General features: G+C 70.1%; 19 protein-coding genes. 8 read left to right on the forward strand and 11 right to left on the reverse strand.

Annotated elements, in window-relative coordinates; translation table 11 throughout:
- Window positions 1–5: 5 nt before the first annotated feature.
- Together ACIBKY_RS35950 and ACIBKY_RS35955 are read right to left on the reverse strand one after the other, a co-directional pair.
- The gene (locus ACIBKY_RS35950; protein ID WP_397103853.1) at window positions 6–1,067 is read right to left on the reverse strand and encodes a CapA family protein; all 1,062 of its coding nucleotides are present in this window, start codon (window positions 1,065–1,067) and stop codon (window positions 6–8) included.
- Window positions 1,068–1,146: 79 nt separating this feature from the next.
- On the reverse strand, window positions 1,147–1,965 hold the full coding sequence (locus ACIBKY_RS35955) for a helix-turn-helix transcriptional regulator (protein WP_397103855.1): 819 nt from the start codon (window positions 1,963–1,965) through the stop codon (window positions 1,147–1,149).
- A 72-nt stretch (window positions 1,966–2,037) separates the two neighbouring features.
- On the opposite strand from ACIBKY_RS35955, the gene ACIBKY_RS35960 reads away from it, so the two are divergent.
- Both ACIBKY_RS35960 and ACIBKY_RS35965 read left to right on the forward strand, forming a co-directional pair.
- Complete coding sequence (locus ACIBKY_RS35960; RefSeq protein ID WP_397103857.1) at window positions 2,038–3,402, forward strand: MFS transporter; 1,365 nt, start codon at window positions 2,038–2,040, stop codon at window positions 3,400–3,402.
- A 99-nt stretch (window positions 3,403–3,501) separates the two neighbouring features.
- The gene (locus tag ACIBKY_RS35965) at window positions 3,502–4,950 is read left to right on the forward strand and encodes a catalase (RefSeq protein WP_397103859.1); all 1,449 of its coding nucleotides are present in this window, start codon (window positions 3,502–3,504) and stop codon (window positions 4,948–4,950) included.
- An 86-nt stretch (window positions 4,951–5,036) separates the two neighbouring features.
- On the opposite strand, the gene ACIBKY_RS35970 is transcribed toward ACIBKY_RS35965, so the two are convergent.
- The 6 genes from ACIBKY_RS35970 to dnaK form a co-directional block, all read right to left on the reverse strand.
- Entirely contained in the window at window positions 5,037–5,690 is a 654-nt protein-coding gene (locus ACIBKY_RS35970; RefSeq protein ID WP_397103861.1) for a hypothetical protein, read from the reverse strand.
- A 168-nt stretch (window positions 5,691–5,858) separates the two neighbouring features.
- Entirely contained in the window at window positions 5,859–8,438 is a 2,580-nt protein-coding gene (clpB, locus tag ACIBKY_RS35975) for an ATP-dependent chaperone ClpB (RefSeq protein ID WP_397103863.1), read from the reverse strand.
- 6 nt (window positions 8,439–8,444) lie between these two features.
- Window positions 8,445–8,795, reverse strand: a complete 351-nt coding sequence (locus ACIBKY_RS35980; RefSeq protein ID WP_184958700.1) for a heat shock protein transcriptional repressor HspR — start codon at window positions 8,793–8,795, stop codon at window positions 8,445–8,447.
- A 4-nt stretch (window positions 8,796–8,799) separates the two neighbouring features.
- Window positions 8,800–9,990 carry a molecular chaperone DnaJ gene (gene dnaJ, locus ACIBKY_RS35985; RefSeq protein ID WP_397103866.1) on the reverse strand — a complete coding sequence of 397 codons (1,191 nt, stop codon included), beginning with the start codon at window positions 9,988–9,990 and terminating at the stop codon, window positions 8,800–8,802.
- A gap of 15 nt (window positions 9,991–10,005) precedes the next feature.
- Window positions 10,006–10,638, reverse strand: coding sequence for a nucleotide exchange factor GrpE (gene grpE, locus ACIBKY_RS35990; RefSeq protein ID WP_379611372.1), 633 nt, complete (start codon window positions 10,636–10,638; stop codon window positions 10,006–10,008).
- Entirely contained in the window at window positions 10,638–12,509 is a 1,872-nt protein-coding gene (gene dnaK / locus ACIBKY_RS35995; protein WP_397103869.1) for a molecular chaperone DnaK, read from the reverse strand. Before dnaK ends, grpE begins: the two co-directional genes overlap by 1 nt.
- Before the next feature lie 144 nt (window positions 12,510–12,653).
- Here dnaK and ACIBKY_RS36000 point away from each other — a divergent pair, with 144 nt between their 5' ends.
- On the forward strand, window positions 12,654–13,190 hold the full coding sequence (locus tag ACIBKY_RS36000; RefSeq protein WP_397103871.1) for an RNA polymerase sigma factor: 537 nt from the start codon (window positions 12,654–12,656) through the stop codon (window positions 13,188–13,190).
- Complete coding sequence (locus tag ACIBKY_RS36005) at window positions 13,174–14,184, forward strand: hypothetical protein (protein WP_397103873.1); 1,011 nt, start codon at window positions 13,174–13,176, stop codon at window positions 14,182–14,184. Before ACIBKY_RS36000 ends, ACIBKY_RS36005 begins: the two co-directional genes overlap by 17 nt.
- A gap of 4 nt (window positions 14,185–14,188) precedes the next feature.
- Here ACIBKY_RS36005 and ACIBKY_RS36010 read toward each other — a convergent pair whose 3' ends face one another.
- A complete protein-coding gene (locus ACIBKY_RS36010; RefSeq protein WP_397103875.1) occupies window positions 14,189–15,010 on the reverse strand; it encodes an SDR family oxidoreductase in 822 nt (273 codons plus the stop codon).
- An 87-nt stretch (window positions 15,011–15,097) separates the two neighbouring features.
- On the opposite strand from ACIBKY_RS36010, the gene ACIBKY_RS36015 reads away from it, so the two are divergent.
- On the forward strand, window positions 15,098–15,574 hold the full coding sequence (locus tag ACIBKY_RS36015; protein ID WP_397103877.1) for a MarR family winged helix-turn-helix transcriptional regulator: 477 nt from the start codon (window positions 15,098–15,100) through the stop codon (window positions 15,572–15,574).
- Here the strand turns inward: ACIBKY_RS36015 and ACIBKY_RS36020 are convergent.
- Together ACIBKY_RS36020 and ACIBKY_RS36025 are read right to left on the reverse strand one after the other, a co-directional pair.
- The gene (locus ACIBKY_RS36020; RefSeq protein ID WP_397103879.1) at window positions 15,567–19,325 is read right to left on the reverse strand and encodes a LamG-like jellyroll fold domain-containing protein; all 3,759 of its coding nucleotides are present in this window, start codon (window positions 19,323–19,325) and stop codon (window positions 15,567–15,569) included. The genes ACIBKY_RS36015 and ACIBKY_RS36020 overlap by 8 nt on opposite strands.
- Before the next feature lie 118 nt (window positions 19,326–19,443).
- Window positions 19,444–19,791, reverse strand: coding sequence for a hypothetical protein (locus tag ACIBKY_RS36025; protein WP_397103881.1), 348 nt, complete (start codon window positions 19,789–19,791; stop codon window positions 19,444–19,446).
- 165 nt (window positions 19,792–19,956) lie between these two features.
- Here ACIBKY_RS36025 and ACIBKY_RS36030 point away from each other — a divergent pair, with 165 nt between their 5' ends.
- Genes ACIBKY_RS36030 through ACIBKY_RS36040 form a run of 3 tightly spaced genes read left to right on the forward strand, consistent with a single transcriptional unit; the run spans window position 19,957 to window position 22,947 of the window.
- Complete coding sequence (locus tag ACIBKY_RS36030; protein ID WP_397103883.1) at window positions 19,957–20,838, forward strand: proline dehydrogenase family protein; 882 nt, start codon at window positions 19,957–19,959, stop codon at window positions 20,836–20,838.
- A 55-nt stretch (window positions 20,839–20,893) separates the two neighbouring features.
- Complete coding sequence (gene proC / locus ACIBKY_RS36035; protein WP_397103885.1) at window positions 20,894–21,688, forward strand: pyrroline-5-carboxylate reductase; 795 nt, start codon at window positions 20,894–20,896, stop codon at window positions 21,686–21,688.
- A gap of 53 nt (window positions 21,689–21,741) precedes the next feature.
- The gene (locus ACIBKY_RS36040; protein WP_397103887.1) at window positions 21,742–22,947 is read left to right on the forward strand and encodes an MFS transporter; all 1,206 of its coding nucleotides are present in this window, start codon (window positions 21,742–21,744) and stop codon (window positions 22,945–22,947) included.
- The last annotated feature ends 26 nt before the right edge of the window (window positions 22,948–22,973 follow it).

Consider the following 22,973-nt stretch of genomic DNA (forward strand, 5'->3'; position numbering starts at 1 on the left):
AATGATTAACGGGCGGACAGTCCTGTGCAAGAGCGGAGCGCCTTCCAGCTTGTGACGGCCTGGGTGCGGGCGGTGCCGGTCAGGGGGATGGGGGTGCCGCCCTGGATGTTGGCGGGGGTCCATTGGTCCTTGATGACCTTGCGGCCGTTGATCGTCAGGGTGAGGACGCCGCTGGGGCTGTTGCCGTACCAGAGGAAGTTGCCCAGGCCGTAGTTGACGTAGGACCGGCCGAGGTAGCCGCTTCCGAGCAGGACGTGGGCGTGGCCGCCGACGATCACGTCGGCCCCGGCCTTGACCAGTTTGGGGGCCAGCGAGCGTTGCGCGGGGTTCGGGCAGGTCATGCGCTCGGTGCCCCAGTGGAGGTAGACGATCACGGTGTCGGAGGTACGGCGGGCCTTCCTGACCTCCTGGATCAGCCGTTCCTCGTTCTTGGCCGAGGCCAGGCCGCCCTGGCTGTCGGTGGCGGTCCAGGCCTGGATGAACTCGGCGTCCAGCACCTGGGTGGCGCCGATGATCGAGACGCGGTTGCCGTTCACCTTGGTACGCCACGGCTTGTAGGCGGCATCCTCGTTCCCGCCGATGCCCACGACCGGGTACTTCGAGCGCTTGATCGCGGCCAGCGAGTCGGCCAGGCCGGTCTGCATGTAGTCCATGCCGTGGTTGTTGGCCATGCTGACCACGTCGATCCCGGCCGCCTTCAGCGCGGAGAACGCGGTGATCGGCGCCCGGAAGGTGAACTGCTTGCCCGGCGCCTTGGTCCCGCCGGTCGTGATCGCCGTCTCCAGGTTGACCATGGCCAGGTCGGCCCGGCTCAGCACCCTGGCGATCGGGCCGAACGCGGTGCGCGGGTCACTGTCCAGTCGGGCGCGTAAGACGCCCTCGAAGTGCACGTCCCCACCGAAGGAGATCGTGTACGGCTCCCGCTCGGCGGCGGTCTTGGTCGGCACCTCGGGGGAGGTCGGCATCGACTTGCGCGCGGGGGACTTCTCCGGCTCCGACTGGGCTGCAGAGCATGCGGCCAAGGTGACGGCCACGGCTAATGCCAGAAAGGCAGGGCTGCGTCTCATCTATGGCGTCTCATCTATGGCGTCTCCACTATGGGCTACTTCTCCTCGATCCCACACTTCAGGGATTGAGCATGCCATGTCAGACGGATTCGCGGGTGTGTGCGGTCAACCACACCACTCCGGAGCGGGTTGCCTCGTTCGCGGGGGTATAGATGATCATGCGGGTTTCGGTCGCCGCGTCGCAGCTGAAGTTGGTGGTGGTGAAGTGGAGCTCGCCGACGGCGTCGTTGACGAAGACCTTGTCGCGGTGTCCGGGGTCGGCCACGTCCTGTCGCGCCCACATCCGGGCGAACTCCGGGCTGGCCGCGACCAGCTTCTCGGCGAACTCCTTCCAGCAGGGGTCGTGCGCGTGCCTGCTGTAGGAGCCGCGGAAGATGGCGGCCGCCCGTGCCAGCTCCTCCTCGCGGTTGACCAGCCGGGTGAACAGGTCGTCGCGGGTGAAGATCAGCCACAGGGAGTTCGGCTCGCTGTCCGCGATCTCGGGGAAGATCGCGGCGTACGCGGCGTTCCAGGCGAGGATGTCGTGCCGGCTGGTGATGATGCAGGCGGCCATCGGGCTGAGCTGGTCGAGGATCTGGCGCATCTCCGGAGTGACCCGGCCGGAGTCGGCGACGGGTACCGGGTCCTGGTGCCCGGCCAGCCGGAACAGGTGCAGGCGCTCTGCGGGGTCGAGCTGGAGGGTGCGGGCGACGGCCTCCAGCACCTGGATGCTGGCGTTGATCGGCCGTCCCTGCTCCAGCCACGTGTACCAGGTCACGCCCACCCCGGCGAGCTGCGCGACCTCCTCGCGGCGCAGGCCGGGCGTACGCCGGCGGGTGCCGGGCGGCAGACCGGCCATGTCGGGGGTGATGCGCTCGCGGCGGCTGCGGAGGTAGGCGGCGAGGTCGGTGCGCTTCATAGCCAGGTACCTCTAATACCAGGATAAATGGGCTCTCGTTACTGGTATCCAGTCTGTCGCAATCTGGTACTCATGACTACTGCCACCCTTGCCCCCCAACAGGAAAGGACGAAGACCAGCGGAATCCTCCTGGCGATCATCCTCGTCGGGCAGTTCCTGGCCATCCTGAACGTCAACATCGTCAACGTCGCCATCCCGACCATCGAGCGGGACCTGCACTCCTCCGGCGCGGGCCTGCAGATGATCGTGGCGGGCTACACCATCGTCTACGCCGTCCTGCTGATCACCGGCGCGCGGGTCGGCGACCTGTTCGGCTACCGCAACACCTTCCTGGCCGGGCTGGCCTTCTTCACCCTCACCACGCTGGGCTCCGGGCTGGCGCCCACCACCGGATGGCTCGTGGTGTTCCGGTTCGCGCAGGGCGCCGGGGCCGCGCTGATGATGCCCCAGGTGCTCACGCTCATCCAGCGCAACTACCACGGCGTGGCCAGAGGCCGGGCGATGGGCCTGTGGTCGGCCGTCGTCAGCGGCGGCATCGTGGTCGGCCAGGCGCTGGGCGGCATCATGCTCGGGCTCGGCCTGGGCTGGCGCGTGCTGTTCCTGGTGATGGTCCCGATCGGGGCCGTTCTGCTGATCGCCGGGCTGCGGGTGCTGCCGTCCGACGGGGGTGGCGGACGTACCGGTCTCGACCCGATCGGGCTCGTCACGCTGTCGGTGGCCGTCCTGTTGTTCGTGGTGCCGCTGGTGCTCGGCCGCGATCTGGGCTGGCCGGTGTGGGGCTGGATCTCGATCGGTCTCAGCGCCGTGGTCTTCTATGTCTTCGTCCGCGTGGAGCGCTGGGTGTCGGGCCGCGGGGGGCGGCCCTTGGTGGACGCCTCCGTCCTGCGGGCGCCGGGCATGCGGCCGGGGCTCGGCGTGCTGTTGTTCGGGCCAGCCACGTGGGGCGCCTTCCTGTTCACCTCGGCGCTGCACCTGCAGGGTGAACTTCGCCTGACGCCGTTGCAGTCGGGGCTGATGCTGGTGCCGTGCGCGGTGGCGTTCGCGGGGGTCGGGCTGCTGTGGCCGCGGCTGCCGGCGAAGCTGCAGCGGACGCTGGTGCCGTTCGGGTACGTGGTGGCGGCGCCCGCATACTTCGGGCTCGGGCTGGCCAGCGGGGGCGGCTGGCCGTACGCGGTGCTGAGCGCGCTGATCGGCGGCGGGCTGGGCGTGCAGATCGCGGTGACCAATCTGGCCACGCAGTCGGTGTCGGACGAGTTCGCCGCCGACGCCAGCGGCGCGCTGCTCACGGTGATGCAGCTCGGCCAGGTGATCGGGGTGGCGACCGTGGGGACGTTGTTCATGGCGCAGGGCGAGGGGGCCACGGCGGTGGCGCTGGCGGGGCTGGCCGTACTGGCCGGCTTGTCCTCTCTTTTCCTCGTCAGACCAAAACTTGGATGACTCGTTTACTTGAATCATTCGTGTTAAGGGCATAGGTTGCGAGGAGAGGGGGACCCGTCAGGGTCCTCGTCCATGTCCGGAATTCGGGAGGACCTCGCGATGACCACCAGGCCAATCAGCACCGACGACGCCGGTATCCCCGCGCCGAGCGACGAGCACTCGCTCTCCGTCGGACCGAACGGCCCCCTGCTGCTTCAGGATCACTACCTGATCCAGAAGATGGCGCACTTCAACCGCGAACGTGTCCCGGAAAGAGTGGTGCACGCCAAGGGCGGCGGCGCCCACGGCGTCCTGCGCATCACCGAGGACGTCAGCCAGTTCACCAAGGCCAAGCTGTTCCAGAAGGGCAAGGAGACGCCGCTCTTCCTGCGCTTCTCGACCGTGGCCGGTGAGCTGGGCTCGGCCGACACCGCCCGCGACCCCCGCGGCTTCGCGATCAAGTTCTACACCGAGGACGGCAACTACGACCTCGTCGGCAACAACACGCCGATCTTCTTCATCCGCGACCCGCAGAAGTTCTCGGACTTCATCCACAGCCAGAAGCGCCGCGCCGACAACCACCTGCGCGACAACAACATGCAGTGGGACTTCTGGACGCTCTCGCCGGAGTCGGCGCACCAGGTCACGTTCCTCATGAGCGACCGCGGCACCCCGGCGAGCTGGCGGAACATGCACGGCTTCGGCTCGCACACGTTCCTGTGGTACAACGCCGCGGGCGAGAAGTTCTGGGTCAAGTACCACTTCAAGACCGACCAGGGCATCAAGAACCTCACCGCGGCCGAGGCCGACGCGATGGCCTCCGCCGACCCCGACCACCACATCCGCGACCTGCACACGGCGATCAGGGCGGGCGAGCACCCGTCGTGGACGGTGAACGTGCAGGTCATGCCGTTCGAGGCGGCGGCCGACTACCGGTTCAACCCGTTCGACCTGACCAAGGTGTGGCCGCACGGCGACTACCCCGAGATCACGATCGGCACGATGACCCTGAACCGGAACCCGGACAACTACTTCGCCGAGGTCGAGCAGGCCGCGTTCGAGCCGTCCAACCTGGTGCCGGGCATCGACACCTCGCCGGACAAGATGCTCCAGGGCCGCCTGTTCTCCTACCCCGACACCCACCGGTACCGGATCGGGCCGAACTACCTGCAACTGCCGATCAACGCGCCGGCCGTACCGGTGAACAGCTACAACTTCGACGGGCCGATGACCTTCCGCAACCAGCAGGACCCCGTCTACGCGCCCAACAGCGTGAACGGCCCGGCCGCGCACCCGTCCCCGTACGCCGGATCGGACTACCAGGTCGCCGGCGAGATCATCCGCTCGGCCTACACGCTGCACGCCGAGGACGACGACTACGGCCAGCCGCGCGCCCTGTGGGAGAACGTGCTGTCGGCCACCGACCGCGAGCACCTGGTCGGCAACATCGTCGGTCACGCCTCCGCGCCCGAGGTCACCGCGGAGATGAAGAAGCGCGTCGTGGAGTACTGGAGCAACGTCCACAAGGACCTCGGCCAGGGCGTCTCCCAGGGCCTCGGCCTGTCCTGACCCCGGCACGAGCGAAGGGCCGCGACCTGGCAGGTCGCGGCCCCTTCTCATGGCTCGCGGACGGCGGGCGCGCGCCGCCCGCGCGGTCAGCTCAGCCTGAGACCGTTGAGCAGGTCGGCGATCCCCCCGGTCACCGGCTCGCTCTCGGGCACCGGCACCGCCTCCAGCGCCTTGTCAGGCGTTTCGGGCAGCTTGCCGGTGATCTCGTCCGTCACGGTCTCAGCCGGCTGCGGCAGGGCGATCGGGGCTTCCACGCCGGCCACCAGGCCGGACGCGTCGGGCAGCGCGGGCACCTCGCCCTCGACCGGCACCGGCGGCAGCGCCGCCAGCGTGCCGGGGATCGCCGGGGTGTTGGGCAGACCCGGCAGATCGGGCGCGGTGGGCACGTCCAGCACGCTCCTCAGGCCTGACACACCCGGCGAGCCGGTGGGCATCGACGGCGCGCCGGCGGCCGCGGCAACACCGCCCAGGTCCGCCAGGCTCAGTACCGCCGACGCCTTCGACAGGCCCGGCAGGCCCGCCTTCCTGGCCAGCGTCTCGGCGGACATCGCCAGATCGCTGTCCTTGGGCGCGGTCATCTTGTCGCCGTAGTTGCCGCTCATCCGCAGGTCGAGCAGTTCCTCGCAGACCGAGGCCACCGTGGTGGGCGCCCGCAGGGCGGCGACCCTGTCGGCGCAGTAGTCCGCCCCCAGCGCGGGGCCCGCGACCAGCCAGCTCACTCCCGTGGTCAGAGTGGCCACCGCAAGGATGCTTCGGATGCTCCGAGATGACACTTCACGTCCCCCTGATCGTTTTTGGTGATCCGACGAACGCTGAAGCTAGTCACGCGGCCGGGACAGGGAGAGGTGCTTGCCCGAAGGGTGGGCCAGACCTTACCCGGCCGCCCCGGCCGGAGATCGGCTTTGACCTCAGGCGGCGCGCTCCACGGTGAGCTCGTCGTCGCCCAGGTCCACCCGGACCGTGTCGCCGTCGGTGACCGCCCCGGCCAGTACTTCCCTGGCCAGCTTGTCGCCGATCGCCGACTGCACCAGCCGCCGCAACGGCCGGGCCCCGTACATGGGGTCGTAGCCGGTGAGCGTGAGCCACTCGCGGGCCGCCGCGGTGACGTCGAGGGTGATGCGCCGGTCGGCCAGGCGATGGGCGAGCCGGTCGATCTGCAGGTCGACGATCCGGCCCAGCTCTTCCGAGCCGAGCGCGTCGAACAGGATCACGTCGTCCAGCCGGTTGAGGAACTCCGGCTTGAACGCGTTGCGCACCGCGCCCATCACGGCCTCGCGCTTGGCGCCGTTCTCCAGCTTGGGATCGACGAGGAACTGCGAGCCGATGTTGGAGGTCAGGATGAGGATCGCGTTGCGGAAGTCGACCGTGCGCCCCTGCCCGTCGGTCAGCCGGCCGTCGTCGAGCACCTGCAGGAGGATGTCGAAGACCTCGGGGTGCGCCTTCTCGACCTCGTCGAGCAGCACCACGGTGTACGGCCGCCGCCGCACCGCCTCGGTGAGCTGCCCGCCCTCCTCGTAGCCGACGTATCCCGGAGGCGCGCCGACCAGCCGGGCCACGCTGTGCTTCTCGGAGTACTCGCTCATGTCGATCCGGGTCATGGCCCGTTCGTCGTCGAACAGGAACTCCGCCAGCGCCTTGGCCAGTTCGGTCTTGCCGACGCCCGTCGGGCCCAGGAACATGAACGATCCCGTGGGCCGGTCGGGGTCGGAGATGCCGGCGCGGCTGCGCCGTACGGCGTCGGAGACGGCCTGGACGGCCTGGGCCTGTCCGATGAGGCGGCGGCCGAGCTCCTCCTCCATGCGCAGCAGCTTGGCGGTCTCGGCCTCCAGCAGGCGTCCGGCCGGGATGCCGGTCCAGGAGGAGATGACCTCGGCGATGTCGTCGGCGCCGACCTCCTCCTTGACCATCGGCTGGGACTCGGCCTCCTGGGCGGCGGCGCCGGCGATCTCCAGCTCCTTCTCCAGCCGCGGGACCTCGTCGTAGAGCAGCTTGGAGGCCTCGGCGTAGTTGCCGTCGCGCTGGAAGCGCTCGGCGGTGCTGCGGGCCTCGTCGAGCTGCTTCTTCAGGTCGCCGAGCTTGTTGAGCCCGGCCTTCTCCCGCTCCCAGCGGCCGACCAGGGCGTTGAGCTCCTCCTGGCGGTCGGCCAGTTCCTTGCGCAGGCGCTCCAGGCGCTGCTGGCTGGCCTCGTCGGTCTCCTTGGAGAGCGCGAGCTCCTCCATCTTCATGCGGTCGACGTTGCGCTGGAGCTGGTCGATCTCGACGGGCCGCGAGTCGATCTCCATGCGGAGCCGGGAGGCGGCCTCGTCGACCAGGTCGATGGCCTTGTCGGGCAGGAAGCGGTTGGTGATGTAGCGGTCGGACAGCGCGGCGGCGGCGACCAGCGCGCTGTCGGCGATCACGACCTGGTGGTGTGCCTCGTAGCGGCCCTTCAGGCCGCGCAGGATCGCGATGGTGTCCTCGACGGTCGGCTCGCCGACGTAGACCTGCTGGAAGCGCCGCTCCAGCGCCGGGTCCTTCTCAATGCGCTCGCGGTACTCGTCGAGCGTGGTCGCGCCGATCATCCGCAGCTCGCCGCGGGCCAGCATCGGCTTGAGCATGTTGCCCGCGTCCATGGCGCCCTCGGCAGCTCCGGCGCCGACGACCGTGTGGAGCTCGTCGATGAAGGTCACGACCTGCCCGTCGCTCTCCTTGATCTCGGAGAGCACGGCCTTGAGCCGCTCCTCGAACTCGCCCCGGTACTTGGCCCCGGCGACCATCGCGCCCAGGTCGAGCGAGATCAGCCTCTTGTTGCGCAGCGACTCGGGCACGTCACCGGCCACGATGCGCTGGGCCAGCCCCTCGACGACGGCGGTCTTGCCCACGCCGGGCTCGCCGATCAGGACCGGGTTGTTCTTGGTACGCCGGGAGAGCACCTGGACGACGCGCCGGATCTCCGAGTCGCGGCCGATGACCGGGTCGAGCTTGCCGGTGCGGGCCCGCTCGGTCAGGTCGACGCCGTACTTCTCCAGCGCCTTGTAGGTGTCTTCCGGAGTCTCGCTGGTGACGCGGGCGTTGCCGCGTACCTTCTCGAAGGCGTCGAGCAGCGCCTCGGGCGTGGCGCCCTGCGCCCTGAGCAGGTCGGCGGCCTGGCCGCCGTCGGCGGCGAGCGCGACGAGCAGGTGCTCGGTGGAGACGTACTCGTCCTCAAGCCGCTTGGCGCGCTGCGCGGCCGTGTTGATCACGGTGAGGAGCTGGCGCGAGCTCGACGGCGCCGACACCGTGGCGCCCTGCGCCTTCGGCAGCGCCGCGAGCAGTTCCTCCGACTTCGCGCGGATCGCCTTCCAGTCGGCTCCGACGGCCTCCAGCAGAGGTACGGCGGTGCCGCCCGTCTGGGCCAGCAGCGTGGTCAGCAGGTGAGCCGGGGCGATCTCCGGATTGCCTTCCGCGGCGGCGCGCCGCATGGCCCCCGACAGCGCCTCCTGGCTCTTCTGGGTGAGCTTGTAGTCCATGTGTTCTTACGCCCCCGGTGGCAGCTCGTAGCGGATCAACGCCCTCACCATCTGCATCTCGGCCCTGAGCCGGTGAACCTCCTCACGCAGCCGCAGGGCCTCGTTCTCCAGTTCGAGAATGCGCTTGATCCCGGCGAGGTTGATGCCCTCTTCCTGGGACAGGCGCTGGACCTCGCGGAGCATGATGATGTCGCGCGTGGAGTAGAGGCGGCCGCGTCCGGCCGTGCGACCGGGGCTGACCAGCCCGAGCCGGTCGTACTGCCGCAGCGTCTGCGGGTGCAGTCCCGAGAGTTGCGCGGCCACCGAGATGACGTAGACGGGGGTGTCGTCGGACAGGTCGAAATAGTTGGCGTCCATCGGCTTACTCGCTTCTGGCTCGCTGGATGAGTTCGGCGCGCGGGTCGTCACCGGCGGTGGCCGTGCCGAACTCCGTCAGCAGGTCACGCGACTTCTCATCGAGCGTCTCCGGCACGAGCACTTCGACGCTGGCGAGCAGGTCGCCCTTGGTGCCGTCCTTGCGGGTGACGCCGCGGCCACGGACGCGGAAGGTGCGCCCGTTGGGAGTGCCCGCGGGGATGCGCAGCGTGACCGGCAGGCCCTTGAGGATCGGGACCTTGATCTCGGCGCCCAGCGCGGCCTCGGTGAAGGTCACGGGCACCGTGATGGTCAGGTTGTCGCCGGTCCGACCGAAGACGGCATGCGCCTTCACGTGGGTGACGATGTAGAGGTCGCCCGCGGGCCCGCCGTTCTCGCCCGGCGCGCCCTTGGCCTTGAGCTTGACCCGCTGGCCGTCGCCCACCCCCGCGGGGATGCGCGCCTGGATCGTACGGGTGCTCTTGGCCCGCCCGCTGCCGTCGCAGTCGGGGCAGGGGTCGTCGACGATCAGACCACGGCCCTTGCAGTCGCGGCAGGGCTCGGAGAAGGCGAAGTTGCCCAGGTTGCGGCTGGCCGCGCCGGTGCCCTCACAGGTCGGGCAGACGCGCGGCGTGGTGCCGGCCTTGGCGCCGGTGCCGGTGCACGACTTGCACGCGGCCGAACTGGTCAGCCGGAGCGAGACCGTGCTGCCCTCCACCGCCTCGGTGAAGGTCAGCGTGACCTCGGACTCGATGTCCTGCCCGCGCCGCGGCCTGGTCGTGCCGCTGGTACGGCCGGTGCCGGCGCCACCCCGGTTGAACAGCCCGCCGAACAGGTCGCCGAGCCGCTCTCCCGCGCCGCCACCGCCACCGCCGCTCTGCTGACCGGCGGTGCCGCCGAACAGGTCGCCGAGGTCGAACGGGAAACCGCCACCGCCGGGACGCTGGCCGCCGACGCCGGACCCGAACAGCGTCCGGGCCTCGTCGTACTCCTTGCGGCGCTTGGTGTCCGACAGGATGTCGTTGGCTTCGGAGATCTCCTTGAACTTGGCCTCTTTGACGGAGTCACCCTGGTTGGTGTCGGGGTGATACTGCCGGGCCAGCTTCCGGTAAGCCTTCTTGATCTCGTCTGCGGTGGCGGTCTTGGGCACACCAAGGACGGCGTAGTAGTCCTTCTCCAGGTAGTCCTTGGTGCTCATCGATGGCCCTTCGTCCTAGTTTTCGTCGTTGTCGTCGTCAGCCGGTGAGTCGTCCGGCTCCGCCACGGCCACTCGCGCAGGACGCAGCACCCGCTCTCCGAGGCGGTACCCGGACTGCAGCACCTCGATGGCGGTGGGTTCGGACACTTCCGACGAGTAGCTGTGCATCAGCGCCTCGTGGATGGTCGGGTCGAAGGGGTCGCCCTTCTGCCCGAACGAGCTGAGCCCCAGCTTGGTGACGGCCGCTTCGAGCGACTCGGCCACCTTCGCGAAGCCGCCGGTGAGCTCGCCGTGGTCGCGGGCCCTGCCGATGTCGTCGAGGACCGGCAGGAATTCGGCGAGAATCCCGGCCATGGCCTGCTCGCGGACCGCGACGCGGTCGCGCTCGACCCGGCGGCGGTAGTTGGTGTACTCCGCCTGGAGCCGCTGGAGATCGGCGGTGCGCTCCGCCAGCAGGATGGTGTCGGAGCCGGGCGCGCCGCTGGTGTTCGACTCGGCGCCGCCGTTGGCGGAGCCCGCGCCGGGCGCGGGGGTCGTGCCCGCGCCGGCGGCGTCCTGGGAGTCGGACCCGGCGCTCTGACGCGCCTGGCCCGTCTCGGGGTCGATCTTGCGGTTGTCGCGGATCACCGGCTCGTCTGCCCCCGGCATCACTTGTCCTTCTTCGGCTGGTCGTCGTCGACGATCTCGGCCTCGACCACGTCGTCGTCGTCGCTCTTGTCCTGCTCGGGGCCGGGCGTGGCGTCCTGCGGAGCGCCCTCGCCGCCCTGCTGCTGGTTCTGAGCGTAGATCGCCGAGCCCATCTTCTGGCTGACGGTCGCCAGCTTCTCGGCGCTCGTGCGGATGACGTCGGTGTCGGTGCCCTCAAGAGCCTTCTTCAGCTCGGTGAGCGCATCGTTGACCTCGGTCTTGATCTCGCCGGGGACCTTGTCGTCGTTCTCGCGCAGGAACTTCTCCGTCTGGTAGGCCAGACCGTCCGCGTTGTTGCGGACCTCGGCCTCCTCGCGGCGCTGCTTGTCCTCTTCGGCGTAGGACTCGGCCTCGCGCATCATGCGCTCGATGTCGTCCTTCGGCAGCGCGGAGCCGCCGGTGATCGTCATCGTCTGCTCCTTGCCGGTGCCGAGGTCCTTGGCGGAGACGTTGACGATGCCGTTGGCGTCGATGTCGAAGGTGACCTCGATCTGCGGGATGCCGCGCGGCGCCGGGGCGATGCCGGTCAGGTCGAAGGTGGCCAGCTTCTTGTTGTAGGAAGCGATCTCACGCTCGCCCTGGTACACCTGGATCTGCACCGACGGCTGGTTGTCCTCGGCCGTGGTGAAGACCTCGGAGCGCTTGGTCGGGATCGTGGTGTTGCGCTCGATGATCTTGGTGAAGATGCCGCCCTTGGTCTCGATGCCCAGCGACAGCGGGGTCACGTCGAGCAGCAGGACGTCCTTGACCTCACCCTTGAGCACGCCGGCCTGCAGGGCGGCGCCGATGGCGACGACCTCGTCCGGGTTCACGCCCTTGTTGGGCTCCTTGCCGCCGGTCAGCTCCTTGACGAGCTCGGAGACGGCGGGCATGCGGGTCGAACCGCCGACGAGCACCACGTGGGCGATGTCGGCAACCTTGATGCCGGCGTCCTTGATGACCTGGTGGAACGGGCCCTTGGTCCGCTCGAGCAGGTCGGCGGTGAGCCGCTGGAACTCGCTGCGGGTGAGCTTCTCGTCGAGGTGCAGGGGCCCCTCGGAGGAAGCGGTGATGTAGGGCAGGTTGATGTTCGTCTCGGACTGGCTGGACAGCTCGATCTTCGCCTTCTCCGCGGCCTCGCGGAGACGCTGGAGCGCCATCTTGTCCTTGGCCAGGTCGACGCCGTGGGCGTTCTGGAAGCGCTTGACGAGCTCGTCGACGACGCGCTGGTCCCAGTCGTCGCCACCGAGGTGGTTGTCACCGGAGGTGGCCTTCACCTCGACGAAGCCGTGGCCGTCCTCCTGGCCGACGTCGAGCAGGGACACGTCGAACGTGCCGCCGCCGAGGTCGAAGACGAGGATGGTCTGGTCCTGGTCCTTGTCGAGCCCGTAGGCCAGAGCGGCCGCGGTCGGCTCGTTGATGATGCGCAGGACGTTGAGGCCCGCGACGGTGCCGGCCTCCTTGGTCGCCTGACGCTGGGCGTCGTTGAAGTACGCCGGGACGGTGACCACCGCGTCGGTGATCTTCTCGCCCAGGTACGCCTCGGCGTCCTGCTTGAGCTTCTGCAGCACGAACGCGCTGATCTGCTGGGGGGAGAACTTCTTGCCGTCGATCTCCTGGGACCAGTTGGTGCCCATCTCCCGCTTGACGGAGCGGATGGTCCGGTCCACGTTGGTGACGGCCTGTCGCTTGGCGACCTCGCCGACCAGGACTTCGCCGTTCTTCGCAAAGGCGACCACGGACGGCGTGGTCCGCGAGCCCTGCGCGTTGGCGATGACGGTGGGCTCACCGCCCTCGAGGATCGAGACGACAGAGTTGGTCGTCCCCAGGTCGATACCTACCGCACGTGCCATGAGTACGTCCTTGTAGTCAAAGTTGAGTCCGATAGGCTCAACTTACGAAGCCGAATGACCTTTGTCAAACGAGTTGAGCCTACCTGACTCAACCCCGATGAGCGTGAAAGCATTCCGCGGCATCGGGCAAGAACGGGTGTGATCGTGCACAACACGCGTAACGGGGCAGATCGGCTGGGGGTTCCACCTGATCTCTTCGACCGATATTTCGGTGAGATTCACCGCTACATCGCCCGCCGCCTGTCCGAGGACGTCGCCGACGATCTGGCCGCGGATGTCTTCGTGGCCGCGCTGCGCGGCGGCTACGACCCGGCGGCGGGTCAGATCAGGCCCTGGCTGTACGGCATCGCCACCAACCTGGTCGCGCGGCATCGCCGTACCGAGAGCAGGAGGTGGAAGGCGCTGGCCCGCGCGGCCGAGCGCGACTGGGACGACCGGGAGGACGCCGTCCTCGACCGGATCGACGCCGCGCGCTTCACCGGGCCGCTGGCGGGGGCGCTGGCCCGGCTGAAGCGGCGCGACCGCGACGTGGTGCTGCTGGTCGCGCTGGGCGGTCTGAGCCACGCCGAGGTGGCCGCGGCTCTGAACATCCCCTACGGAACCGTCGCGTCCCGGCTCAACCGGGCGCGCAAGCAACTGCGCGAGGCGCTCAAGGAGGAGTTCGGTGGAGTCGATGGATGAGCTGGAGCTGCTCGCACGTGCCGTGCCCGACGCCCGGCCGCCGTCGGACGAGGTCGTGGCGAGAGGGCGCGCCAAGGCGGCGGCCGCGCGGACCCGGCCGCGGCCGGGCGGGCTCGCCTCGCGAGGGAGCCTGGGCCGGAGAAACTGGGTACCGAGGAACTGGGCGCCGAGGAACTGGGCGCGGAGGAGCTGGGCCTGGGCCGCAGCGGCGACGGCGGCGGTCGTGGCGGTGGTCGTCGCGCTGGCCGCGAACCTCGCGCCGGCGCCCGCCCCGGTGCTGACCCCGGCGCCTTCTCCGAAGCCGGGGCCGAACCAGGCCATGCTCGACCTCGCCGCGCGGATCGAGAAGCTGCATGAGCCACCACGACGGTACTGGCGGACGTCCCGCACGGCCGACGACAAGACGCGGACCGAGAACTGGCTGCCGCGGTCGGCCGGTGATCAGGTCATGCTGTGGCGGGTGGCCGGCGGCAAGTGCGTGTGGGGTTTCAGCGGCGACTGGGGCGGCAGGTACGGCGACAGGACCGTCGCGGACTTCACCATGGCCGACCTCGCGGCGCTGCCCGCGGAGACCGGGGCTCTGGAGCGGAAGTTCCGGGAGTACAACCGGATCTGGAACGAGCGGGGTTTCCGCGACTCCTTCGCGGAGTTCGCCCCCGTGCTCGGCAACATGTTGTACATGCCGATCAGTCCCCAGGTGCGGGCGGGGGTGCTGCGCGTGCTGGCCGGGCAGCCCGGCACCCGCGCGCACGGCGTCGCGCGCGATCCGCTCGGCCGCGAGGGCCTGGTCGTGGACCTGGGCGGGGAGGGCGGGACCTTCAACGACGTGCCCGTCAAGTACCGCCTCTTCATCAGCCTCCACAACGGCGCCTGGCAGGCCAATGTCGCCTACGCCGTCAAGGGCGGCCGGATCGTCTCGTACGACGCGACCACCGTGAGCGGCTGGACGGACCTCCCTCCGCGGATGCCGGAGCGCTGTCCGCGCAAGGGCTGAGCCGTCAGCTCCCGAAGTCGCCGGTGTGGGCGCGTGCCCAGGTCTCGAAGGTGCGGGCGGGGCGGCCGGTCAGGTCCTCGACGGCCGTGGTCAGGGACGCGGGCACGCCGTCGCACGACTGCCACCAGTCGAGCAGCGCGTCGGCGTAGGCGCCGCGCACGTACTGGGCGACCTCGGCCTTCCACTCCTCGCGGGTGACGGGCTTGACGCCGATCTCCCGGCCGAGCGCGCGTCCGAGGATCTCGAGCTGCTCGGCGAAGGTGATCGACCGCGGTCCGGTCAGCGTGTACGCCCGGCCGCCCGGCCCGGGATCGGCCAGCACGGCGGCGGCACAGGCGGCCACGTCGTCCTCATGGATGGCGTCACTGTGCGCGCCGGGGTAGGGCAGGCTGACCGGCTCGCCGGACTTGATGGCCCACGACCAGGCGGTCGCGTTGCCGGCGAACGCCCCCGGACGCAGCAGGGTGGCCGGGATCGGGGAGCGGAGCAGCGCGTTCTCCGCGTCGAGGTGGGAGACGGCCAGGGGGTTGCCGGCCGGGTCGTCGGTGAGCACCGAGGAGGAGGAGAGCAGCACGATGTGCCGCACCCCGGCCTTGGCGGCCTCGGCGGCGAAGGCGTCGGCGTGGGACGGCTCGGCGTAGAGGAAGACGGAGCTCACGCCGTCCAGCGCGGCGGGGAAGGTGTCCGGATCGGTGAGGTCGCAGCGGATGGTCCGGGCGTCGTCCGGCGCGCTGGAGGCCACGCGGACCGGCAGGCCGCGTTCACGCAGCATCGGGATGAGCGCGCGGGCGACGGCGCCGCGGCTTCCGGTGACGAGGGTGGTCATGCTGGGGTTGTCCCTTCAGGACGATAGAATGAGTGTGTCACGCAAACATTGCGTCACGCACGTAATTTAGCCGAATGGAGGCGCACGGTGTCAAACCGCGCGGAGTTGTTCGACGTCCTCGTCGCCGAGAGCCAGCGGCACTACGCGGCGTACGTGCTGTTCAACCAGGCGCTGGCCGACAGCCTCGGCATTCACCCCACGGACCTGCAGTGCGTCGTGCTGCTCGACCTGGAGCCCGGTCCGGTGACCACGGGCAGGGTCGCGGCGCTCACCGGGCTGACGCATGGCTCGGCCACCCGCCTGGTCGACCGCCTGGAAAAGGCCGGACTGGTCGTACGGCAGGCCGACGAGCAGGACCGCAGGCGCACGCTCGTCGCGCTGGCCCCCGCGGCGAGGGAACGGATCGGGGCGGCCTGGACCGAGCCCGGCACGGACTTCGGCCAGGCGCTCACCGGCTACTCCGAGAGCGAGCTGGAAGTGATCGTCGACTACCTGCGCCGCACCGGTGAGGTGGGGCGCAGGCAGGCCGAGCGGCTGACGGCGGGCAGGCGGGCCGTCAGGTGATGGGGGTGTTCATGTCGGTGGTGAGCTGGGCGGGGGTCAGCGCTCTGTTGTAGACGCGTACCTCGTCGATGAGGCCGTTGAAGTACTCGCCCCAGACGGCGTTGCCGCCGATGCGCAGCACGCCGCCGTCGGTCCTGATGTTTCCGGACGCGGTGACGGAACTCACCTCTGCTCCGTTGACGAACAGCTTCAGGTTGGCGCCGTCGTAGGTGGCGGCGACGTGGGTCCAGGTGTTGAGCGGCAGGGAGGCGGGGCTGTAGAGGCCGCGTTCGGAGGTGGTGTGGATGGTGCTGTGGGCGCGGTCGTTGAGGTCGAGGGTGTAGGCGAGGTCGTTGCCGAACTGCTTCATGACGATCGTGCGCCAGCCGGTGCCGACCGCCGGTCTGACCCACGCCTCCACGGTCATGCCGCCGGTCAGGCGCAGGCTCGGGGAGTCGGCGACGGTGACCCAGCTGCCGGTGCCGTTGAACGACAGGGCGTTGCCGTACTTGCCGGTGGTGGTCCAGGACGTGGCGGTGGAGGTGCCGTTGTTGCCGCTGCCCGAGGAGTCGGCGACGGTGACGCCGGTGCCCTCGTTCATGGCGTAGGCCGCCACCAGGCCCTGGCCGGTCGGCGGCGCGGTCACGGCCGCGCTCACCTCGCCGGACGAGGCGCTGGTGTTGGGGACGGCGTCGAAGGCGCGCACGCGGTAGTAGTACGTGCCCGCCGCCAGGCCCGAGTCCGTGAACGACGTGGACGGCGTGGAGCCGACCTGGTTCGCCCCGGACGGGGTGAAGTTCGGCGTCGCCGAGCGGTGGATCGTGTAGCCCTCGACGCCCACGTTGTCGGTGGAGGCGGTCCACGACAGGGAGGCGAAGCCGGCGCCGCCGGTGGCCGCCGGGGAGCCCGGGGCGCTCGGCGCTTCGGTGTCGGGCGGTTGCGGGGTGCCGATCGGGGTGTTCATGTCGGCGGTGAGCTGGGCGGGCGTCAGGGCCCTGTTGTAGACGCGCACCTCGTCGATGAGGCCGTTGAAGTACTCGCCCCAGACGGCGTTGCCGCCGATGCGCAGCACGCCGCCGTCGGTCCTGATGTTCCCGGTCGCCGCCACCGAGCCGGTCTCGGCGCCGTTGACGTACAGCCGGAGCGTCGCGCCGTCGTAGGTGGCCGCCACGTGGGTCCAGGTGTTCAGGGGAAGGGAGGCGGCGCCGTAGAGGCCGCGTTCGGAGGTGGTGTGGATGGTGCTGTGGGCGCGGTCGTTGAGATCGAGTGAGTACGCCAGGTCGTTGCCGAACTGCTTCATCACGATGGTGCGCCAGCCGGTGGTGGTGGCCGGCCGGATCCATGCTTCCAGGGTCATGGCGTTGGTCAGGCGCAGGCTCGGGGAGTCGGCGACGGTGACCCAGGCGCCGGTGCCGTTGAACGACAGGGCCTTGCCGTACTTGCCGGTCTGGGCCCAGGTGGTCGCGGTCGCGGTCCCGTTGTTGCCCGAGGGTGAGGCGTCGCCGACGGCCGTGCCGGTGCCCTCGTTCATCGAGTACGCCGCCACGAGACCCGGCTGGCCCGTCACGGTCTCGTAGGTCGCGGTGTAGGTGGCCGCGCTCGCCGGGGCGGTGATGTTGTGGGCCGCGGCGCCGCCGTCCGACCAGGAGACGAAGCCCTGGTCACCCTGCGGAGAGGGCGCGGACAGGCCGACGCTCGAACCGACGATCACCGTCCGGGTGAACGGCGCGACCGTCTGTTCGGCGTTGAAGCCGAGCAGGAGGCCGGGCGGATTCGTCTGGAAGGTCAGGTTCACCGTCTTGGGCTGCAGCAGCACGCTCTTGGTGTCGGTCAGGCCGTGCGCGTCGGTGACGGTGAGCTTGAGCTCCAGGTGCGACGGGTACTCGTGGTCGGGCGCCTGGAAGGAGCCGGACGCGCCGGTGAACGTGGTGATCTCGTGCTCGTGGCAGCCGCCGGGACAGTGGTGCATGATCAGCGCCCAGTGCATGCGCGAGCCGGGGATCGTGCCGTCCTGGGCGTCGGTGCCGGTGCCGGAGAACCCGATCGACTCGCCCACCGCCCAGGTCGTCGCGGCCGTCGGGGTGGTGATCGCCGCTGTGGGCGCCGTGTTGCCGACGTTGATCGTCACCGTGGCGTCGCTCTGGCCGCCCCTGCCGTCGCTGACGCGCAGCCGTACCGTGTGGGAGCCCGGCTGGGTGTAGGTGCGCGAGGGGGTGGCGGAGGTGGAGTCGTCGAGCTCGCCGTCACCGTCGAGGTCCCAGGCGTAGGTGAGCGGGTCGCCGTCGGGGTCGGTGGAGCCGGTGCCGGAGAAGTCGACCGTGAGCGGGGCCTCTCCCGAGGTCGGGCCGGCCGTGATCGCGGCCGTCGGCGGGTTGTTGTTGTACAGGTAGCGCACGACCGTTCCGGCGTTGTAGTCCACCGCGAACAGGTCGCCGTTCGGCCCGGTCTCCAGCTCGACCGAGCCGACACCGGAGTCGAACGTCGTGATCGTCGCGGGGTCGGGCAGCCCGTTGGCGCCCTTGGTCATCACCCAGACGCACGAGCGGCTGTAGTCGGAGAAGAACAGCGCGCCGTCGTAGGCCGGCGGGTACGGCCCGCCCGGGTAGAACGCCACCCCGCTGGCCGAGGAGTTGCCGCTGGGGCAGGGGTCGTTGGGCGCCGGCCGGGTGCTGTGGTTCCAGCCGAAGTACGGCGCGGCGTGCGCGGACGGGCCGGCCGCGTAGTAGTTCTCGCACAGGGTCAGGTTGAGCGCGTCGTAGCCGCCCTGCCGGTTGGCGCCCTCGTAGCAGGGCCAGCCGAAGTTCGTCACGCCGGCGGTCGGGGAGGCGACGCGGTTGATCTCCTCCCACGTGGTCCAGCCGACCTCGCCCAGCCACATCTCCGCGGTGCCCGGCCGGTTGGTCAGGCGGAACGGGTTGCGCAGGCCGTTGGCGACGATCCTGGCGGTGTTCTGGTCGGCGCTGCCGGCGTTCGGGTTGCCCGCGGCGGCGGCGCCGGTGTCGGGGTTGACGCGGATCATCGTGCCGTCGAGGCCGCTCGGGTCGCCGCTGGTACGGACGTCCTGGGCGCGCAGCGCGCCGCCCTCCGCCGACGGGGGCGACAGGGCGGTGCCGACCGCGTTGGGCGGGTCGCCGCAGGGGTTGTCCGGAGTGATGTCGGAGCTGGGCAGGTTGTCCTGTCCGTAGTCGGCGAAGTTGAAGCTGGCGCCGTCGCCGCCGGTCGCGTACAGCATGCCGTCGGGGCCGAACTGCAGGTCGCCGGTCGAGTGGCTGGGGTGCTGCTGGCACCAGTCGGTGATCAGCGGTGTCTCCGCGCCCGCCGGCGAGATGACCGAGAGGCGGCCGGTGATCAGGCAGCCGTCGCCGGTGGGGCCGGGCGGGCTGGGGCAGGGGTCGTCGGTGGCGCCGGCCGTACCCCATCGTGGAGCGTTCCCGCCGGGGACGGCGTCGCGGGCGTACAGGACGTACAGCCGGGGGTCGGCGGGGAAGTTCGGGTGGAGGGCCATCCCGAGCAGGCCGCGGTCCCAGAAGTTGTGCACCTGGGTGCGCAGGTCCGCGTAGACGGCGGGGGTGGTGTCGGTGAGGGAGTCGAAGACCTTGATGATCCCGCTCTTCTCGGCCACGAAGACGCGGCCGTCGGCGGCGAACTCGATGTTCGACGGGCGCGTCAGGCCGCTGAAGACGACCTGTTTCTGGAACTGCGCCGGCAGGGCCTGCGCGGGTGGCGCGACCACCGCGGTGGTGCCGGCCATGCCGGCGGCGAGTAAGAGCACGGACGTGAGCGCACGTAAGAGCCGTGTCAAGAGAACCCCCCAGTGACCATTTATTTTGATCTATGCAAGAAATCGCATCGAAGTCACTGGGGATGTCCTCATCTGGACATGTCCCGAATTATCGGAGTTTGGCGCCGTCGACGATCTTCCGCTTGCCCAGCGGCGCCTTGAGCTTGACGGTCGTCGTCTTCTGGATGGCGATCATGATGCAGGCGACGTCCTTGGCCTTCCTCGGCGTGCCCTCGTAGAGCGTGATGGTGACCTTGCCCCGGGTCTCCTTCACCTTCACCCGGGCGAGCACCGTGCACGGAGCGACGCCCGACTCCCAGGTGAGCCTGACCTTGCGGCCCTTGTCGTAGGACCTGGCCTTGGCGAAGGGAACCTTCCTCGTGTTGATCGTGTCGGCGACCGGCTTGACCGGCTCCGGGCCCTTGGCCGGGGCCCGCTCCACGGGCGCCGAACTCACCGGGGCGGCTTTCGTGCCGCTGGGGGCCGCCGTCTGGGGCGGCGCAGCCGTACCGCAACTCGTTACCAGGACCAGGCATCCAGCCAGGAGGATTGTCCGCATAACCTTTCGACGGATCCCGCGTCGTGCGGGTTCATCGGCGGCACTGAAGTTAGGGTGAGGGACGTGCTTCGTCAGGCCCTCATCGCCGTCTCCAAGAGCGAGCGCGCCGAGCGCGTCGTCTCCTCCTCGCCGCTGACCAGGGATCTGGTCCGGCGCTACGTCGCCGACGACATCGGCGCCGTCGTCACCGAGCTGACCGACAGGCGGCTGCTGGTGACCGTCGACCACCTCGGGGAGGAGGTGCGCGACCGGGCGCAGGCCGACGGCGCCGTGCGCGCCTACCTCGCCGTGCTCGACCGGCTGCCGCCCGGCGCCGACGTCTCGGTCAAGCTCACCGCGCTCGGCCTGCGCCTGTCCGAGCAGCTCGCGCTCGACAACGCCGCCACCATCTGCGACGCCGTGGCGGGCAGGGGCATCACGCTCACGCTCGACGCCGAGGAGCACGACACCGTCGCCGGGCTGGAGTCGGTCCACGCCACGCTGCGCAAGGAACATCCCGGCGTCGGCATCGTCGTCCAGGCGTACCTGCTCGACGCCGCCGAACGCTGCGCCCGCCTCGACGGCGCGCGCGTACGCCTGTGCAAGGGCGCCTACACCGCGCCGGGCGCCTACACCTCCGCGCGTGAGATCGACCGCTCGTTCGTGCGCTGCCTCAAGATCCTCATGGCCGGGAGCGGCTATCCGATGGTCGCCACGCACGACCCGCGACTCATCGAGATCGCCTCCGCGCTCGCCGTGCTCAACGGCCGCGACGCGACCGCCTTCGAGTTCCAGATGCTGTACGGCGTGCGTCCCGCCGAGCAGGAGCGGCTGGCCGGAGTCGGCGCCCAGGTCCGCGTGTACGTGCCCTACGGCGCCGACTGGTACCCCTACCTGATGCGCCGCCTGGCGGAACGGCCGGCGAACCTCGCCTTCTTCGCCCGTTCCCTGCTCTCCAGAAGGTAGCCGCGCCCCGCCCGGTAGGCTGCGGGCCAGCGTCTACACCTGCGAGGGACCTGACATGATCGCGATTCTGGGCACGGGCAAGATGGGCGAGGCCCTGTTGTCGGGGCTGCTGCGTGCCGGGTTCAAGCCGGGCGACATCGTGGCCACCGCGCGCAGGTCGGAGCGTTCCCAGGCGCTGCGCGAGACCTACGGCGTGCGGACGGTCGCCAACCCCGAGGCGGCCAAGATGGCCGGCACCATCATCCTGGCCGTCAAGCCGCAGGACATGGCCGCCCTCCTCGCCGAGATCGCCCCCTACGTCGCCGCCGACCATCTGGTCATCTCGGCCGCCGCCGGCATCACGACCTCCTTCGTCGAGGAGCGGCTGGGCGTGGACGTGCCGGTGGTGCGGGTCATGTCCAACACGCCGATCCGCTTCGACGAGGCGATGAGCGTCATCTCGGCCGGCGCCCACGCCGGCGAGGAGCACCTGCGCCGCACCGAAGACCTGCTCAAGCCCGTCGGCAAGGTCCTGCGCATCCCCGAGTCGCAGCAGGACGCCGCCACCGCCCTTTCCGGCAGCGGGCCCGCGTACTTCTTCTACCTGGTCGAAGCCATGGTGGACGCCGGCATCCTGCTCGGCATGCCCAGGGCGGCCGCCCTCGACATGGTCACCCAGTCGATCGTCGGCGCCGCGATCATGCTGCGCGACTCCGGCGAGCACCCGGTCATCCTGCGCGAGGCCGTCACCAGCCCCGGCGGCACCACCATCGCGGCGATCGCCGAGCTGGAGCGCCACAGCGTGCGCGCCGCCTTCCTGGCCGCCATCGAGGCCGCCCGCGACCGGGGCCGCGAACTCGCCTCCGGCTGAGCGCGCACCCCCACCAACAGGAAACTTTCCTGTGTGGGGCAGGATGGGCGCCCATGTGGACCCGGGACTTCCGTCTCTTCTTCGTGGCCAGGACGGTCTCCATGGCCGGATTCGCCATGATGCCCGTGGCCACCGCCCTGGGCATGCGGCAGGCGGGCCACGGGGCCACCGGCGTGGGGCTGGCGCTGGCCGCCACCTCGGCGCCGATGGTCGCGCTGATCCTGTTCGGCGGCGTCCTGATGGACCGTTTCACACCTCGCCGGATGATGATCGGCGCCGACGTCGCCAGGATCGCCACCCAGGCCACCACCGCGGTGCTGTTCATGACCGGCAAGCCCGCCCTGTGGCAGATCCTCGTCCTGTCCGCGGTCAACGGCGTCGCCACCGCCATGTACAGCCCCGGAGTCGCCGGAACCATCCCCAGGATCACCGCCGACATCCAGAAGGCCAACGCCTCGCTCCGGGTCTCCGAGTCGATCATGATGCTGGCCGGGCCCGGCCTGGCCGGCGCACTGGTCGGGCTGGCCGGCGTCGGCACCGTGTTCGCGCTGGACGCCGCCGGGTTCGCCGCCAGCGCCGTCTGCCTGCTGCTCATGCGGGTCCGGGTCACCCGCGCCGAAGCCACCCGGCCGATGCTCCACCAGCTCAGGGAGGGCTGGCAGGAGTTCCGCTCGCGCACCTGGATGTGGAGCGTCATCCTGATGTGGATGATCTTCGGCATCACCCTGTTCGGCCCGCTCATCCCGCTGGGCTCCGAACTCATCACCGGCGCGTACGGCGAGGCCGCCTACGGCCTGGTCCTGTCCTCGGGCGGCGCCGGAACCATCGTCGGCGGCCTGGTCGCCATGCGGGTGCGCCCCGCCCGCCCGCTGGCCGCGGGCGCGACCGGCATGCTCCTGTTCGCCCTCGAACCGCTCACCATCGCCCTCGGCGCCCCGCTTCCCGTGATGATGGCCGGGCACCTGCTCGGCGGCGCCGCCTGGGGCCTCTGGTCGGTCATGTGGGCCACCAGCATCCAGACCAACATCCCCGGCGAGGCGCTCAACCGGGTCAGCGCCTACGAGATCGGCGGCTCGGTCATGGCCATGCCCATCGGCAACGCCGTCGCCGGACCGGTGGCGGGCTTCGTGGGCGCGGAGAGCGTGCTCGGGTTCTCGGCCGTGATCGCGGTGTCGGGATGTCTGGTGCTGCTGGCCGTACCGGCTGTCCGGGGGGTACGGCTGGCCTCACCCCGGCCGGTCGAGGCCGACGCCGTGTGAGGGGCGCGTGACCCTCTCTTTACGAT

Source organism: Nonomuraea sp. NPDC050394 (genome assembly GCF_044459065.1).
Lineage (GTDB): Bacteria > Actinomycetota > Actinomycetes > Streptosporangiales > Streptosporangiaceae > Nonomuraea.

What these genes read in the sequence shown, in the direction of transcription:
- ACIBKY_RS35950 (WP_397103853.1), bottom strand. Translation starts at nt 1,067, where the DNA reads ATGAGACGCAGCCCTGCCTTTCTGGCATTAGCCGTGGCCGTCACCTTG.
- ACIBKY_RS35955 (WP_397103855.1), bottom strand. Translation starts at nt 1,965, where the DNA reads ATGAAGCGCACCGACCTCGCCGCCTACCTCCGCAGCCGCCGCGAGCGC.
- ACIBKY_RS35960 (WP_397103857.1), top strand. Translation starts at nt 2,038, where the DNA reads ATGACTACTGCCACCCTTGCCCCCCAACAGGAAAGGACGAAGACCAGC.
- ACIBKY_RS35965 (WP_397103859.1), top strand. Translation starts at nt 3,502, where the DNA reads ATGACCACCAGGCCAATCAGCACCGACGACGCCGGTATCCCCGCGCCG.
- clpB (WP_397103863.1), bottom strand. Translation starts at nt 8,438, where the DNA reads ATGGACTACAAGCTCACCCAGAAGAGCCAGGAGGCGCTGTCGGGGGCC.
- ACIBKY_RS35980 (WP_184958700.1), bottom strand. Translation starts at nt 8,795, where the DNA reads ATGGACGCCAACTATTTCGACCTGTCCGACGACACCCCCGTCTACGTC.
- dnaJ (WP_397103866.1), bottom strand. Translation starts at nt 9,990, where the DNA reads ATGAGCACCAAGGACTACCTGGAGAAGGACTACTACGCCGTCCTTGGT.
- grpE (WP_379611372.1), bottom strand. Translation starts at nt 10,638, where the DNA reads ATGCCGGGGGCAGACGAGCCGGTGATCCGCGACAACCGCAAGATCGAC.
- dnaK (WP_397103869.1), bottom strand. Translation starts at nt 12,509, where the DNA reads ATGGCACGTGCGGTAGGTATCGACCTGGGGACGACCAACTCTGTCGTC.
- ACIBKY_RS36010 (WP_397103875.1), bottom strand. Translation starts at nt 15,010, where the DNA reads ATGACCACCCTCGTCACCGGAAGCCGCGGCGCCGTCGCCCGCGCGCTC.
- proC (WP_397103885.1), top strand. Translation starts at nt 20,894, where the DNA reads ATGATCGCGATTCTGGGCACGGGCAAGATGGGCGAGGCCCTGTTGTCG.
- ACIBKY_RS36040 (WP_397103887.1), top strand. Translation starts at nt 21,742, where the DNA reads ATGTGGACCCGGGACTTCCGTCTCTTCTTCGTGGCCAGGACGGTCTCC.